Genomic DNA, 15567 nt, shown 5'->3' on the forward strand with positions numbered 1-15567 from the left:
GTCGGTAGGCTTCATTCTTGAACTCCAGGGCTCTGGCTTGCGAGTTAAACGTTGTTAATTCCTCGTCCATGGCGGGCACTCTTGCGTAAAGTCAGACACAATCGCTGCCTCGCGCCTGGCTCAACACAAAAAGGAACCGTGCCTATGAACCGTAACGATCTGCGCCGCGTCGACATGAACCTGTTGGTGATTTTCGAAGCCTTGATGTTCGAGAAGAACCTGACCCGCGTCGCGGAAAAACTGTTCATGGGCCAGCCTGCCGTGAGCGCGGCCCTGGGACGGTTGCGCGATCTGTTCGATGACCCTTTGCTGTTGCGCAACGGTAGAAGCATGGAGCCGACGGCGCGGGCATTGGCGATTCTCAAGGAACTGCAACCGGCGATGGATACCATTTCCGGCGCGGTCAGTCGTGCCAAGGAGTTCGATCCGGCGACCAGTTGCGATGTGTTTCGCATTGGCCTGTCGGACGATGCCGAGTTCGGGTTGTTCCCGCCACTGCTGAGCAAGCTGCAGGAAGAAGCACCGGGCATTGTCGTGGTGGTACGCCGGGCCAATTACCTGCTGATGCCGGCCTTACTGGCGTCGGGGGAAATTTCCGTGGGCGTCAGCTACACCACCGAGTTGCCGGCCAATGCCAAGCGCAAGAAACTGCGCGATATTCCCTGCAAAGTGCTGCGCGGTGACAAGCGACCAGGAACGCTGACCCTGGATGAGTATTGTGCGCGTCCCCATGCGATGGTCTCGTTTTCCGGAGACCTGAGCGGCAATATCGATCTGGATCTGGCGAAGGTGGGTCGCACCCGCCGTGTGGTGCTGGGGGTTCCGCAGTTCAGTGGTTTGCGCGCGTTGCTCGCCGGGACCGAGATGATTGCCACGGTGCCCGATTATGCAGCTTGTGCGTTGGTGGAGGGGTGTGGCTTGCGCGCTGAAGATCCGCCGTTCGAGATTGCCGCGGCGCAGTTGTCGATGGCGTGGAGTGGGGTGCATGACAATGATCCGGCGGAGCGCTGGTTGCGGTCGCGCATCAGTCAGTTCATGTCTGAGCCTTTGGCTGTTCTGGCTTGACCTTGGCGGCCTGGTAGTCGACCTGGTTGTTTGAGTACATATCCGTTGCTGCGGTAACGGCGGCTTATGGTTTCGCCCTTACGGCGAGTCCCTAGATCAAGATCAAGATCAAAAGCTGAAGGCGAGCTAACGCTCGGCCTGATGAGTGGTGAAGAGCGGGGTGGTGTACGCCGCTTTGCTTTTGCTTTTCTGTAGGAGCTGGCTTGCCAGCGAAGGCGGCCTCCCAGCCGACCTGACCTTCCTGATGTGCCCAATCTCCTGTGGGAGCGGGCTTGCTCGCGAATGCGGCCTTACAGCCGACCAACATCTGGCAGATGTACCCATCCCCTGTGGGAGCTGGCTTGCCAGCGAAGGCGGCCTCCAAGCCGACCTGGTTCCTGCAGATGTACACAGACCCACTGTAGGAGTGAGCCTGCTCGCGATGGCGGCCTGACAGCCGACCTGTTTCCTGCAGATGTACACGGACCCACTGTGGGAGCGAGCCTGCTCGCGAATGCGGTTCGTCATTCAACAGCTATATTAACTGACACGCTGCGCCATCGCGAGCAAGCGCGCGACCACAACGACCCCTGTTGTCCCGTGGCTGCGCGTCCCCTCGCAAAGACAGCACGTACATTCAATTTTTTTCTTCTCCGCAACGGCACTATCCAACTCAATAGCGGCGATCAACTCCCGTGGTTGTCTGTTCGCCCCCCCTATCGTTTCGCCGGAGCCCTGCGTCATGCCTGATTCCAACGTGCCCGACTCGCCTTTCGAGGAGGTCGTGACCCTGGTTATCAAACACCGGGTCAAAGCCGGTTTTGAAGTGCCCTACGAGGCTTGGCTGCGCAATATTGTCAGTGTCGCCGGACAGCAGGAAGGGCACCTGGGTGTGGATGTGATGCGCGGCAAGAACGCCGGCCTCGACATGTACACTTGCGTCTTGCGTTTTTGTTCCCCCGGCGCGATGCAGCGCTGGCTCGATTCGCCGCAACGCCAGGCGTTGGTCAAAGAAGCCACGCCGATGCTGGCCGACGGCGACCAGACCGAGGTCAATCCGGTCAACGAATTCTGGTTCGCCCCGCAGGCCGAGACGGGCTCGCCGCCGCCGCGCTGGAAGCAGGCTGTGGTCACGCTGTTGGTGATTCTGCCGCATACCTTGCTGGTGCCGTTGCTCTGGGGACCGCTGTTGCAACTCAACGCCTTTCTCTCCCAATACGTGGTCGCGACATTCCTGATCACCCTGACCATCGTGCTGTCGGTGGTGTACCTGTTCATGCCGATGGCGACGCGCTTGTTCGCGCCCTGGCTGTCCTCATCCACTTCGCCCAAGGAAACGCGATGAACGCCGACCTGATTCTGTTCAATGGCCAATTTCATACCGTAGACCGTGAGAACCCACACGCCAGTGCGGTAGCCATCCGTGATGGCCGCTTTGTCGCAGTGGGGAGCGATGCCGAGGCCATGGCGTTGCGTGGCTCGGGCACGCAAGTGATCGACCTCAAGGGCCGTTGCGTGATTCCCGGGCTCAACGACTCGCACTTGCACCTGATTCGTGGCGGCTTGAACTACAACCTCGAACTGCGCTGGGAAGGTGTGCCGTCGCTGGCCGATGCGCTGCGTATGCTCAAGGAGCAGGCCGACCGGACGCCAACGCCGCAATGGGTGCGGGTGGTCGGGGGCTGGAATGAATTCCAGTTCGCCGAAAAGCGCATGCCGACGCTCGAAGAGCTTAACCAGGCCGCGCCCGATACCCCGGTGTTCGTCCTGCATTTGTACGACCGCGCCTTGCTCAACCGTGCGGCGCTGCGCGTTGCCGGCTACACCCGCGATACGCCGAACCCGCCGGGTGGCGAGATCGTGCGCGACGCCAATGGCAACCCCACCGGAATGCTGGTGGCGCGCCCCAACGCGATGATTCTGTACTCGACGCTGGCCAAGGGGCCGAAGTTGCCGCTGGAGTATCAGGTCAACTCGACGCGCCAGTTCATGCGCGAACTCAATCGCCTGGGACTGACCAGCGCCATCGATGCCGGCGGTGGTTTCCAGAATTATCCGGACGACTATCAGGTGATCGAGCAGTTGGCCAAGGACCAGCAACTGACCATTCGCATCGCCTACAACCTGTTTACCCAGAAGCCCAAGGAAGAGCTGGCGGATTTCCAGAACTGGACCGGCAGCGTCAAGTTGCATCAGGGCGACGACTACCTGCGGCACAACGGCGCCGGGGAGATGCTGGTGTTTTCGGCGGCGGATTTCGAGGACTTCCTCGAACCGCGCCCAGACCTGCCGCAAAGCATGGAAGACGAGCTTGAGCCGGTGGTGCGCCATCTGGTCGAACAGCGCTGGCCGTTCCGTTTGCACGCCACCTACGACGAGTCCATCAGCCGCATGCTCGACGTGTTCGAGAAGGTCAACCGTGACATACCGTTCAACGGTTTGCCTTGGTTCTTCGACCACGCCGAAACCATCACCCCACACAACATCGAGCGGGTGAGGGCGTTGGGTGGCGGCATCGCGATTCAGGATCGCATGGCGTTCCAGGGTGAATATTTCGTTGAGCGCTACGGCGCCAAGGCGGCCGAAGCCACGCCGCCGATCCAGCGCATGCTGGCCGAAGGTGTGCCGGTCGGTGCCGGCACCGACGCGACGCGGGTGTCGAGTTATAACCCCTGGACCTCGCTGTACTGGATGGTCAGCGGTCGCACCGTCGGTGGCCTGGCGTTGCACGCCGAGGGCTTGTCGCGGCAGACCGCGCTGGAACTGTTCACCCATGGCAGCGCCTGGTTTTCTTCCGAGCAGGGCAAGAAAGGTCAGATCAAGGTTGGGCAACTGGCGGACGTGGCCGCATTGAGCGCGGACTTTTTCAGCGTCGAGGAAGAAGCGATCAAATGGATCGAGTCGGTACTGACCGTGGTCGGCGGCAAGGTGGTGTATGCCGCCGGGGATTTCGAGAAGCTGGGACCTGCCAGCGTGCCGGTGCTGCCGGACTGGTCGCCGGTGGTGAAAGTACCGGGGCACTGGCGGCCGAACTCGCCGCTGCAGGCGCAGGTTCACCAGTGCAGCGGTCCCTGCGCGGTGCACTCGCACAGCCATGAACGGGCGCGTCTGTCGAATGCACCCGTCAGTGATTTTGCCGGTTTCTGGGGCGCCTTCGGCTGCTCGTGCTTTGCTTTTTGACGAATACCCATAAGCGCCGGCCTCCTGGTCGCGCGCAGCAAGCGACAACCATCCACCAAGGAGTTTATTCATGAGCAACGTACCGTACTCTCGCTTGAACAAAGACGACGCTGTTGTGCTGCTGGTCGATCACCAGACCGGCCTGATCTCGCTGGTGCAGGATTTCTCGCCTAACGAGTTCAAGAACAATGTGCTGGCCCTGGGCGACATCGCCAAGTTCTTCAAGCTGCCGACCATCCTCACCACCAGTTTCGATAAAGGGCCTAACGGTCCGATCGTGCCGGAGCTCAAGGCGCAGTTCCCGGATGCGCCGTTCATTGCCCGTCCGGGCCAGATCAACGCCTGGGACAACGAAGACTTCGTCAAGGCCGTGAAGGCCACCGGTCGCAAGCAACTGATCATCGCCGGCGTGGTAACGGACGTGTGCGTTGCGTTCCCGACCCTGTCGGCCATTGCCGAAGGTTTTGAAGTGTTCGTGGTGACGGACGCTTCCGGCACCTTCAACACCACCGTGCAACAGGCTGCCTGGGCCCGCATGTCGGCCGCCGGTGCTCATCTGCTGAACTGGTTCTCCGTGGCCTGCGAGCTGCAAGGCGACTGGCGCAACGACATGGAAGGCCTGGCCAACCTGCTGTCCGAACGTCTGCCGAACTACCGCAACTTGATCAACAGCTACACCACGTTCACCGCCAAGTAAGAACGTCGGCCAAAACGCGAACCTTGTGGGAGCGAGCCTGCTCGCGAAAACGGTTTGACAGACACTGCAACAGTGTCTGGCCTGTCGTCTTCGCGGGCAGGCTCGCTGCCACATTGTTATGCGATAGGGTGATAAAAAGGGGAGAAGTCGCTATAAAGTGCCTGACTGTCAACCAAAGGCATGACAATGAACCCGTTCGAAGATATGCGAATTTTTTGCCAGGTGATGGACTCCGGCAGCTTCACCGCCGCGGCCGATCAACTGGGGTTGTCCAAGCAGTTTGTCAGCCGCCGCTTGATGCAACTCGAGGAGCGACTGGGCGTGCGACTGCTCAATCGCTCGACCCGGCGGCTGGATGTCACGCCCCTGGGCCAGCGTTACTACGAGTCGGCCTTGCGCTTGCTCGGTGAAGTGGAGCAGGTGGAGCAAGGTATCGCTGGGCAGACTACCGAACCGCGTGGCACCCTGCGAGTGAGTGCGCCGCTGTCGTTTGCGCTCGCGCACCTGGGATGCCTGCTGCCGCAATTTTTGCAGCGCTATCGGGATGTCACGGTGGAGGTGGACTTGAGCGATCGCCCGGTGGATCTGCTCGGCGAAGGTTATGACCTGGCCTTGCGCATCGGAGTACTGGAAGACTCGACGCTGATCGCGCGGCGCATCGCCTCTGTCCAGCGTGTCTATTGCGCAAGCCCGACTTACCTGGCGGAGCGTGGCACGCCGCTCAAACCCGATGATTTGCACCATCATGACTGCCTGCCTTATGGCCACGGGCGTCAAGTGCAATGGCGCTTTGAGGGGCAGGGCAAGCCGTTGCTGGTCAACGTCACCGGGCGCATGCGGGTCAACAATGGCGAGTTGCTCAAGGACGCGGCGATTGCCGGGATGGGGATTGCCTATTTGCCGACGTTTATTGTCGGTTCGGCTCTGAAGGACGGGCGACTGATGGCGGTGCTGGAGGAGTTTCAACCGCAGCCGCTGACGTTGTCGGCGGTGTATCCGCAGCATCGTCAGACGTCGCGACCGGTGCAGGCGTTGATCGAGTTTTTGCGTGACCGCCTGGACCCCTTGTAGGAGCGAGCATGCTCGCGATGGACGTCAACGATGACGCGGGCAGTCTGAATGCATCCGTTGTCTGGACGTTTCTCGCGAGCAGGCTCGCTCCTGCAAGGGGTAAAGCAGGTCAGTTGACGCGTTTGTCGTCGCCCGGTTCGCCACCGACGTGAACGCCACGATCGTCACCTGGCTCGCCGGCGGCATGCAGGCCGCGATCGTCACCGACTTCACCGGCACGGTGCACGCCGCGATCGTCGCCGACTTCGCCGGCACGGTGCACGCCATGGTCATCACCGGCGCGATGAACCCCATGGTCATCACCGACTTCGCCGGCGCGATGTACGCCGTGATCGTCACCCGGTTCGGCGTGGTTGCTGCTACGCCCGGAATTCGAGGCTGTATTGCCGGCGTGCCCCGAAGCGTGGTCGCTGCCGCTATGACCGCTGGCGCCGCTGTTGCCGCCGTGACCGCCGCCATTACCACCGCCGCCGCCACCACTGCCGCCACCGTGACCGCCGCCGCCGCCACCACCACCACTGCCGCCACCGTGACCGCCGCCGCCGCCACCACCACTGCCGCCACCGTGACCGCCGCCGCCGCCACCACCACTGCCGCCGCCGTGACCGCCGCCGCCACCACCACCACTGCCGCCGCCGTGACCGCCACCACCGCCACCACTACCGCCTTCTTTAGCTTGAGCGCTCGAAACCCCCGACAAGTTGTCCGGAATCAGTACGGTAGACGCTGACAGAACTGCGCCAATAGCCACAGCCAACAAAAGCTTGTTCATGTGCATATCGATCTCCGTCTTCTTTTTTCATTTGCAACGTTGATAAACCATGCCGCGTGCTGCTTCGTTCGGTAGGGAAAATCCAGTAGGTACGTCGGTTAACACCTCAACTTGAAATTTTATTCGGTGCAACGTTGATAAATCCTGCAACAAACCGCCAGGCCCCGTCCCCAGAGGGCTCAGTGAATGCTGGAAGCCAGCTCGAATATCGGGATGTACATCAAAATCACGATCACCCCGATCAATAGGCCGATGAAGGTCATGAGCAAGGGTTCGAACAGGCGCACGAACCATTCGATCCAGCGGCTGATTTCTTCGTCGTAGAAGTCGGCGCTGCGCTCCATCATCTGTCCGAGGTTGCCGGACTGCTCGCCGGCGCGTAGCAGGCGCAGGGACACAGGGGTCACCAGGTGATTGAGTTCCAGCGCCGTCGACAACGACTGCCCCTCGCGTACCCGTTCGCAGGCCTGGTCCAGGCGCAATCGGGAGGCCGGGGTGAGCAGGTTGCGGACCATGCCCATGGCGGTGACGAGTGGAATGCCGCCTTGCAGCAAAATCCCCAGGGAACGGTAGAAACGCGCCAATTCGTACATGAAGATGCGCTGGTGCACCGCCGGGAGTTTTTCGATCAGGCGGTCCAGGCCTCGACGAAAGGCCGGTTGTCGTTGCAGAAAGGCGAGGGCGATGACGATCGCCGCCAGTGCGCCAAAGAATTCGCCCTGGTGGGCGTGCAGGAACATCCCGCTGCTCATCAGGATCTGCGACAGCCACGGCAGGTTCGACCCCAGCCCTTCGAACACCAGGCTGAAGCGCGGCACGACATAACCCATCAAGAACAGCACCACGCCACCGCCCACCACCAGCAACAGCATGGGGTAGATCGACGCGCTGACGATCTTCTGTCGAACCTCGTCCATGCGCTGGCGATAGCTGACATATCGACCCAGCGCATCGCCTACGGCACCGGTTTTCTCACTGGACTGAACCAACGCCACGTACAGCGGCGGAAACACTGCCGACAGTTGGGCCAATGCCTGGGAAAACGATTTGCCTTCATAAAGCAGGCGCACCAGTTCGCTCAAAGTCTTGCGGGCTTGCGGCGCATTCTCTTTTTCCGCCAGGCTTTCCAGCGCATCGATCAACGGCAGGCCGGCATTGAGCAGTGTGGTCAGTTCCTGGCTGAACAACACCAGGTTGAAGGTTTCACGCTGCTTGACGCGCAGTGCCCGCCAGTGTCGTTCGGCGTGCAGGCTGACCACCCGCAGCCCCTGGTCTTCGGCGATGCGCCGGGCTTCACTGTCGCCCGGCGCTTCGACCGTCATCGAAACCACACCGGCCTTGCCTACCGCCTTGAGGTGAAAACGCATGGTCGCCATTCCCCATCATTGCCAACTGGTGACTTCGGCGTTCTCGCCTTCACCGCCGGGTTGCCCGTCCTTGCCCATGGACAGCAGGTCGTACTCGCCGTTTTCCCCAGGGTAGCGGTAGGTGTAGTTACGCCCCCATGGGTCCTGCGGGAGTTTTTTCTGCAAGTACGGGCCGGTCCAGTGGGCTTCATCGCTGGGGGCGGTGACCAGTGCCTGCAAACCCTGCTCGGTCGACGGGTAATGGCCGACCTCCAGGCGGTACAGGTCCAGGGCCTTGCCCAGGCCTTCTATTTGCGCCTTGGCCACCTTCACTTCGGAGCGGCCCAATTGCGCGAAATACTTCGGCGCGACGATGCCGGCCAACAGCCCCAGCACCACCAGCACCACCAATAGTTCTAGCAATGTGAACCCGCGCTGCGTGCGCAGGGCGAAAGCGTGTCGCTGTTTCATGATGACCTCACACAGTCGGCAGAAGGGTCGCGATAGAGGCTTATGCAATTGCCATGCACATGACGGGCAAAGGCTTGGGCATCCTTCTGTACTCCCCGTGCCACGGGCCCTGGCGCTTTCGGCACAGTGCTTGCGTATGGCTGCTACACGACCGGCCATTGGGGCATTACCCCCATTTTTCGGGGCCGGTCAGGGGAGGTAGAACAATGAAAACTCTCACCACAGGATTGCTTGGCATGATGCTGCTGGCCGGCGTTGCGCAGGCCGATGTCTTTGTTTCCAGGGACGCCAAGGGCGACTACGTCTTGTCCAACGTCCATCGACCCGGCCGTCAATATGAACGGGTGGTCCGTGAGGTCGAGGCGGCGGTGGTCAGCCTCGACCGGCAGCCGCAAATGATTGCCGCGCGACCCTATGCCGAGCTGGTCTCCAAGGCCGCCATGGACAACCAGTTGCCGGCGGCGCTGCTGCACGCGGTGATCCAGGCCGAATCCCACTACGACGCGGGTGCCGTATCGCCCAAAGGCGCAGGCGGCTTGATGCAACTGATGCCCGACACCGCCCGGGAGTTGGGCGTGAAAAACGTCTACGACCCCAAGGCCAACATCCAGGGCGGGGCCAAATATCTCAAGCGCTTGATGAACCTGTTCGACAACGACATCGCCCTCGCCGTGGCCGCCTACAACGCAGGGCCTCAGGCGGTCATCAGCCGTGGCGGGGTGATCCCGCCATTCGCCGAAACCCAGCGTTATGTGCCCAACGTCTTGAACCAATACCGGCGTCTGCAGGGACTGGCCGCCGATGCGCCGTTGTGATCGCAGACAGGGGAGGGTTTCCCCAACATTGGGGGATGGTGGCCCCGGCAAAAAAGTGGGGAATTAATGGGGAATATCCCCCGGTGAGTTAAATGGCTGTTCTAAACGATTGATAGTTATAAAGAATTTTTATGGCATACAGATTGCTCAAAGGATTTTGTCGAGAATTATTCCTGTGAGCACCCACAGTGAGGCCCGTGATCATGACCGGCATTTTTCACGCTCCATCCGTCCTTCCATGGCTGCTGTTGGCCGCGTCGATGTTCGGCATCGAGCTGGCCGAAGCGGCAGCACGATGTGAACGCAACCTGGTGGCCAACGTCGTGGCGCTGGACCAGCCGCTGATGTTCAACCGCCTGGGTGCGCAGAACGTCAACGGCATGATGTTCGCCCTGCGCCGCGATGTGGTCGATGACCATGACATCTCACTGGCACAGGGCGGTGCGGCGGTGCCGGGCAAGGTGTCGCTGCGTCCCGACAAGCGTCCGCGTCCGCTGGTGTTGCGGGTGGCCGCCGGTGACTGCCTGACCATCAACCTGCAGAACCTGCTGGCCTATCAGGCCAACCCCGGTTCCCACGAGGAGGGGGAGGGCGAGGAAGAAGGCATCCAGGTTGGCAACAACGAAATCTTCAAGGTCGACGAACAGGTCGCCGACCGGCATGTCGGTTTCCAGGTCAACGGCATGCAAGCGGTCAACAGCATCGATGACATCGCTTCGTTCACCGGCCGCAATGCCAACAGCTTGATCGCTCCGGGTGCCAGCCGCTCCTACACCTTGTATGCCGAACGCGAAGGGGTGTTCGCCGCCAGCAGCCGTGGCGCAACCTTCGGTGGCGAAGGAGCGGCCGGCAACGTGGCCAACGGCTTGTTCGGCCAGGTCGTGGTGGTGCCCAAGGGTGGGCGTACTTACCGCAACACCGTGACCGAAGAAGAAATGCGCCTGGCGACCACCGGCCGCACCCCGGCCGGTCAGCCGATCGTCGATTACCAGGCGCGTTACCCGCAGCGCGAACCGTGGATCCGTGAAGGCAAGGCCGGTACGCCGATCATCAATATGGTCGACGGCAATGAAATCATTTCCAGCGAGAGTGACGCGATCGTCATGGGCAGCAACGCCGATGGCAGCTTCCCGCCCTCGACGTATCCGCTGGAAGCCATGGGCAAACGCAACCCGGCCATTCCCAATCGACTGGAGCCGTTTCGCGATTTCGCCTCGCAATTCCAGGATGAAACCGCCGCGACCCAAGCCTTCCCAGCCTACTGGGCCGACCCGGTGATGGCCCATGTGCTGGAGCCGACCCGCGATTCGTTCATGATCAACTACGGCTCTGGTGGCATGGGTGCCGAAGTCGTGGCCAACCGTCTCGGTGTAGGCCCGATGCACGATTGCCTGTCCTGCGCCTACGAAGAATTCTTCCTCAGTTCCCACACCGTGGGTGACGTGGCGATGCTGGTGGACGTACCGGCCAACGCCGGCCTGGAAGGCATTACCCCCGGCCAGACACCGAGCGCCGATCAGGTGGGCGTCAAGGCGACCATGGCGCTGTATCCGTCAGAGCCGTCCAACGTCAACCACAGCTACATCGGAGACTTCGTCAAATTCCGCAACACCCACAACGGCCATGAACAGCACATCTTCCACCTGCACGGGCATCAGTGGCTGTTCAACCCCAACGATGACAACTCCGACTATGTGGACGCCCAGGGCATCGGTCCGGGTGCTGGCTACACCTATGAAATCGCCAACGGCGGTTCGGGCAACCGCAACCGGGTAGCGGGCGATGCGATCTATCACTGCCACTTCTACCCGCACTTCGCCCAGGGCATGTGGTCCATGTGGCGGGTGCACGACGTGTTTGAAGAAGGCACCAGGCTGGAAGTGTCGCAACAAGGCCCCGACGGATTCCACAGCGAGCCTTATGCCCTGCGCAGCGGTAAACCCGCGGCTGGCGCGCGCGCCTTGCCCGATGGCGAGATCGTTGCCGGCACGCCGATCCCGGCGGTGGTGCCGCTGCCCGGCAAAGCCATGGCACCGATGCCCGGCAAAGTCGCGGTCGTACCGAAAATCGGCCAGGCCCTGGTGGCCGCCAACGACGATGACGACGATGAAGAAGACGACGATGACGGCGAGCACCATGGCGGCAACGGTGGCGCACAGGCCATCGGTTCCCTGGCGCTGGTGGATCGCAGCGAAGCCAACCGCAACGCCGATGGCACGCTGAAAAACCCTGGCTATCCATTCTGGATTGGCGGCATGGAAAGCTCGGTCGGCCAACGCCCACCGACTCCGCCACTGGACATGCTTGATGCCGCCACGGCGCAGGCCCTGAAAGCGACGGGCAAAGCCTTGTGGGCCGACCTTGATCCGGCGCAGTCCGGTGGCTGGGACGGTGGTTTGGGCCGCCATGCGCTGGACGGCGTGTCTGCCGGTGGCGAGGCCGAGACCATAACCACGTCGCTGGATTTCTCCAAGACGGTGACCCGAGCCAAGCCGATTTACCTGCCGGAAGAGGGCACCGAAGTCGAGCAGGCGGCCATGGCATTCCACGCCAAGAAGGACCACCCAAGCTTCGCCCTGTTGCCGGGTAATCAAATCGTGGCACGGGCCTTCCGCACCAACGGTGCCTTGCCCATGGCCGGTGCGCCGTACTACGAACCGTGCATGGACGACCGCCAGAAACGCCTGAGCAGCAGCGCCGGCACCGGTGAATTCAACAGCGGCGAGCGGCTCGATGGCATGTCTTACGTCGGCTCCTCGAGTTTCACCGCCGACCGTCCGCGCATCTACAAAGCGGCCAACATCCAGTTCGATGCGGTGTACAACAAGGTCGGCTACCACTTCCCGCAAGCGCGCATCCTGGCGCTCTGGGAAGACGCCTGGCCGGTGATCACCAAGCAGCGTCCGCCAGAGCCCCTGGTGATGCGCATGAACACCTTCGACTGCGTGCAGTACCAGCAAACCAACCTGGTGCCGGCCACCTATGAGATGGACGACTATCAGGTGCGCACGCCGACCGACGTGATCGGCCAGCACATTCACCTGCCGAAGTGGGACCTGGTGTCGGCCGATGGTTCCTCCAACGGCTGGAACTACGAAGACGGCGTACTCTCCCCGGGCGCTGTGCAAGAACGCATCCACGCCATCCGCGAGTTCAACCAGTGCCAGGGCAGCGATCCGCGTGACGGCACGCCGGCTTGCCCGAAAGCCAAGAACCACCCGTACTTCGGCCAGTTTGGACGGGCCGATTGGGTGGGTGCACGTACGGCGATGCAGCGCTGGTTTGTCGACCCTGTGGTCAACGCCAAAGGCGTCGATCGTGGCCTGGGCACCATCTTTACCCACGACCACCTCGGCCCATCGACTCACCAACAGATCGGCCTGTATGCCACCGTGCTGGCCGAACCTGCCGGTTCCACCTGGTTCCACGCCGAAACCGGCGAGCCGTTGTACAGCGGCGCGCGCCAGGACGGCGGGCCGACTTCGTGGCAAGCGGTGATTTCCACCGGTGACCTGGACGGCGACGGCAAGAACGACAGCTTCCGTGAGTTCTTCCTCGAGTACAGCGACTTCCAGCACGCCTATGAAGCCGGCGTGTACGTGGGCGCCGGACCTGACGGTAAACCCGATGCGCAAAGCTTCCCGGCCACCGCCGACAGCTTCCGCTACGCGATCAACCCGCCAGTGCGCAAGGAAGCCGAGACCCTGCTGGAGCAGGTGGTTGAAGCCCGCGGCGGGCTGATGCCCGGCTGCCCAAGCCGGCCTTGCCCACAAGCCATTTCGGTGGATGACCCGGGCATGTTCGTCGTCAACTATCGCAACGAACCGCTGGCCTTGCGGGTGTATGACCCGAACAAGGTCGGCCCGGACGGCAAGCGCGGCATGCAGGCCGACGGCCTGGGCGGCGACCTGGCGTACGCCATGCAAAGCCGTACCGACCGTGCAATCCCGGCGATGAACCTGGCGCCGAACCTGATTACCTCGGCCACCGGCCCCACCGGCGGCACCACGCTGTTCCCGCCGCACATCAACAAGGGCGGCGCCGAACCTGGCGATCCGTTCACCCCGATGCTGCGTACCTACACCGGCGACAACGTGCGGCTGCGGGTGCATGCCGGCGGTCATGAAGAGGAGCACAACGTCACCCTGCACGGCGTGAAGTGGCTGCAAAGTGGGTCCGGTTTCGGCAACAGCTCCAACTCCGGCTGGCGCGCGTCGCAGATGATCGGCATCTCCGAGCAGATGGGCTTCGTTGCGCCGGTCTCGATGCTGTCCAGTTCGGCGGCCACCACCGGTGACTACCTGTACTCGATGGACGCATCCATTGAAGGCTACTGGAGCGGAATCTGGGGCGTGATGCGCAACTACACCACCCAGCGCAACGATCTGTTTGCCTTGCCGACCAATCCGAAACCGATGGGTATGCGCAACACCGTGGCCTTCGACGGCGTCTGCCCAAGGTATGGCGCCAACCCCAATGGCATCGGCACCCGGCCGACGCCGCAACGCAACTATGAAGTGGTCGCGGCGCTGGCCAACGACATCCTCACCAATCCGTTGGGCCTGACCATCGGTGATCCCGCGGGCCTCGGCCAACACGTGGGCGGGCCCTTGAATCCGGCCGGCGGCACCCTGGTGTTCAACTCGCGGGCGGTGAGCATTCCACAGGTCACCGTAACCGACCCTGCAGACGGTGTGACCTTCACCATCGGCGGGCAAAGCGGGCCTTTGCATGACCCGACCGCGATCCTCTATGTGCGCAAGGCCGACCTCGACCCGGCCACCGGCAAGCTCAAAGCCGGTGTACCTGTCGAGCCGCTGGTACTGCGTGCAGCGGCCGGTGACTGCATCAACATCACCCTGGAGAACCGTCTGCCGAGCGTGATGCCAGACTTGACCCAGACGGCATCGGTGATGGGTATGGTCAAGCGTGATCGCAACAACGGCGAGGGCTCGACCACCTTCAGTAATAACCTGATACGGCCATCGAGCACCGTAGGCTTGCACGCACAACTGTTGGCTTACGACATCACCAAATCCGACGGGACCAACGTCGGCACCAACCCGATCCAGACGGTGCCACCGCGGGTAGGCAGCACCGGGGCGTATCCGAGCCGTACGTATCAGTACTACGCCGGGCACCTGGAACGTGAAGGTAAACCGATTACGCAACTTGGGCGTAGTGTCGACAACATCAACGCCACTGCGGTGGAGTTCGGTGGGTTGAATATCACGCCGGCGGACGTCATCAAGCAGTCGCAAAAAGGCCTGGGTGGGGCGATGAGCATCCTGCCTGTCGGCGCTACCTGGGTTGAAGATGCGCGCAAGGTGAATGCGACCGTCACCGCACCGGCGCAAACCACCTACCGCGACTTCGCAATGGTCTGGCAGAAGGCGTTGAACATGCGCTGGGCCAATGGTCGCCCGGTGGAAGGTATTGCCTCGGAGGCCGGTGTACCGACCGATCCGCAGGACAACTCCAGCATGGCCATCAACTACAAGACAGAACCGATGTGGTATCGCTTCGGTCTCGCCCCCGATGCGCCGTTCGGACACGCTGACGGGCATGGCTATGGCGATGTGCCTAACGCACACATGGCTTTCAGCAACGCGCTGGTGGGCGGCGATCCACAGACTCCGGTGCTTTATGCCAAGCCGGGACAACCGTTCCGTACGCACATCCTGATGCCTACCGGCGGCAGTCGCGGCACGACCTTCCAGCTTGACGGTCATGTCTGGTCGACCAATCCGTTCCAGCCAGAGAAGAGCGATACCGGTGGTTATCCGATGGGTACGCCAGGGGTGGGTTCGGTGCGGTTCGGCTACAACCCGATGTCGATGTACATCGGCGCCCGCGAGAGCGTCCTGCCGGCAGCGCACTTCAGCTTCATGCTGCCGAGCGCCGGGGGTGTCAACGCGATACCGGGTGACTACCTGTTCCGCGACTACGGCGCCTACGGCAACACCTCCGGGTTGTGGGGATTGTTGCGGGTAACCAACGAACCGGAACCGGCGCCAGCGCCGTAGGGCGGGAAACAACGCAATACCTGTGGGAGCGAGCCTGCTCGCGAAGGCGGAGTGTCAGACACATCAATGCTGGATGTGCTGGCCTCTTCGCGAGCAGGCTCGCTCGCACAGGGGGACGCGGTGAAGCAGGCACAGATCTGAAGGG

At 62.1% G+C, this 15567-nt stretch carries 10 protein-coding genes; 7 read left to right on the forward strand and 3 right to left on the reverse strand.

Annotation, left to right across the window (positions count from 1 at the left end; genetic code table 11):
• Positions 1-144 precede the first annotated feature (144 nt).
• The 5 genes from QLG10_RS03685 (at position 145) to QLG10_RS03705 (ending at position 5992) form a co-directional block, all read left to right on the forward strand.
• The gene (locus QLG10_RS03685) at positions 145-1065 is read left to right on the forward strand and encodes a LysR family transcriptional regulator (protein ID WP_020800188.1); all 921 of its coding nucleotides are present in this window, start codon (positions 145-147) and stop codon (positions 1063-1065) included.
• Between the two features lie 721 nt (positions 1066-1786).
• The gene (locus QLG10_RS03690; RefSeq protein ID WP_110753730.1) at positions 1787-2389 is read left to right on the forward strand and encodes an antibiotic biosynthesis monooxygenase; all 603 of its coding nucleotides are present in this window, start codon (positions 1787-1789) and stop codon (positions 2387-2389) included.
• Positions 2386-4224, forward strand: a complete 1839-nt coding sequence (locus QLG10_RS03695) for an amidohydrolase (RefSeq protein WP_110753728.1) — start codon at positions 2386-2388, stop codon at positions 4222-4224. Before QLG10_RS03690 ends, QLG10_RS03695 begins: the two co-directional genes overlap by 4 nt.
• Positions 4225-4294: 70 nt before the next feature.
• Positions 4295-4921 carry an isochorismate family cysteine hydrolase YcaC gene (gene ycaC, locus QLG10_RS03700; protein WP_020796367.1) on the forward strand — a complete coding sequence of 209 codons (627 nt, stop codon included), beginning with the start codon at positions 4295-4297 and terminating at the stop codon, positions 4919-4921.
• Between the two features lie 186 nt (positions 4922-5107).
• Positions 5108-5992 carry a LysR family transcriptional regulator gene (locus QLG10_RS03705; protein ID WP_282485540.1) on the forward strand — a complete coding sequence of 295 codons (885 nt, stop codon included), beginning with the start codon at positions 5108-5110 and terminating at the stop codon, positions 5990-5992.
• A 109-nt stretch (positions 5993-6101) separates the two neighbouring features.
• Here QLG10_RS03705 and QLG10_RS03710 read toward each other — a convergent pair whose 3' ends face one another.
• The 3 genes from QLG10_RS03710 to gspG all read right to left on the reverse strand — a co-directional run bounded on the left by QLG10_RS03710 (position 6102) and on the right by gspG (position 8581).
• A complete protein-coding gene (locus QLG10_RS03710; RefSeq protein ID WP_282485541.1) occupies positions 6102-6770 on the reverse strand; it encodes a hypothetical protein in 669 nt (222 codons plus the stop codon).
• A gap of 173 nt (positions 6771-6943) precedes the next feature.
• Positions 6944-8131 (reverse strand): type II secretion system F family protein, encoded by a 1188-nt coding sequence (locus QLG10_RS03715; RefSeq protein ID WP_188263539.1) that lies wholly within the window; start codon positions 8129-8131, stop codon positions 6944-6946.
• A 15-nt stretch (positions 8132-8146) separates the two neighbouring features.
• Complete coding sequence (gene gspG, locus QLG10_RS03720) at positions 8147-8581, reverse strand: type II secretion system major pseudopilin GspG (RefSeq protein WP_110753143.1); 435 nt, start codon at positions 8579-8581, stop codon at positions 8147-8149.
• Between the two features lie 206 nt (positions 8582-8787).
• On the opposite strand from gspG, the gene QLG10_RS03725 reads away from it, so the two are divergent.
• Both QLG10_RS03725 and mnxG read left to right on the forward strand, forming a co-directional pair.
• Entirely contained in the window at positions 8788-9396 is a 609-nt protein-coding gene (locus tag QLG10_RS03725) for a lytic transglycosylase domain-containing protein (protein WP_033044659.1), read from the forward strand.
• Between the two features lie 203 nt (positions 9397-9599).
• A complete protein-coding gene (gene mnxG / locus QLG10_RS03730; RefSeq protein WP_282485550.1) occupies positions 9600-15422 on the forward strand; it encodes a manganese-oxidizing multicopper oxidase MnxG in 5823 nt (1940 codons plus the stop codon).
• Positions 15423-15567 lie beyond the last annotated feature (145 nt).

Source organism: Pseudomonas sp. V98_8 (assembly GCF_029967975.1).
Classification (GTDB): domain Bacteria; phylum Pseudomonadota; class Gammaproteobacteria; order Pseudomonadales; family Pseudomonadaceae; genus Aquipseudomonas; species Aquipseudomonas umsongensis.

What these genes read in the sequence shown, in the direction of transcription:
- QLG10_RS03685 (WP_020800188.1), top strand. Translation starts at nt 145, where the DNA reads ATGAACCGTAACGATCTGCGCCGCGTCGACATGAACCTGTTGGTGATT.
- QLG10_RS03690 (WP_110753730.1), top strand. Translation starts at nt 1,787, where the DNA reads ATGCCTGATTCCAACGTGCCCGACTCGCCTTTCGAGGAGGTCGTGACC.
- QLG10_RS03695 (WP_110753728.1), top strand. Translation starts at nt 2,386, where the DNA reads ATGAACGCCGACCTGATTCTGTTCAATGGCCAATTTCATACCGTAGAC.
- ycaC (WP_020796367.1), top strand. Translation starts at nt 4,295, where the DNA reads ATGAGCAACGTACCGTACTCTCGCTTGAACAAAGACGACGCTGTTGTG.
- QLG10_RS03705 (WP_282485540.1), top strand. Translation starts at nt 5,108, where the DNA reads ATGAACCCGTTCGAAGATATGCGAATTTTTTGCCAGGTGATGGACTCC.
- QLG10_RS03710 (WP_282485541.1), bottom strand. Translation starts at nt 6,770, where the DNA reads ATGCACATGAACAAGCTTTTGTTGGCTGTGGCTATTGGCGCAGTTCTG.
- QLG10_RS03715 (WP_188263539.1), bottom strand. Translation starts at nt 8,131, where the DNA reads ATGCGTTTTCACCTCAAGGCGGTAGGCAAGGCCGGTGTGGTTTCGATG.
- gspG (WP_110753143.1), bottom strand. Translation starts at nt 8,581, where the DNA reads ATGAAACAGCGACACGCTTTCGCCCTGCGCACGCAGCGCGGGTTCACA.
- QLG10_RS03725 (WP_033044659.1), top strand. Translation starts at nt 8,788, where the DNA reads ATGAAAACTCTCACCACAGGATTGCTTGGCATGATGCTGCTGGCCGGC.
- mnxG (WP_282485550.1), top strand. Translation starts at nt 9,600, where the DNA reads ATGACCGGCATTTTTCACGCTCCATCCGTCCTTCCATGGCTGCTGTTG.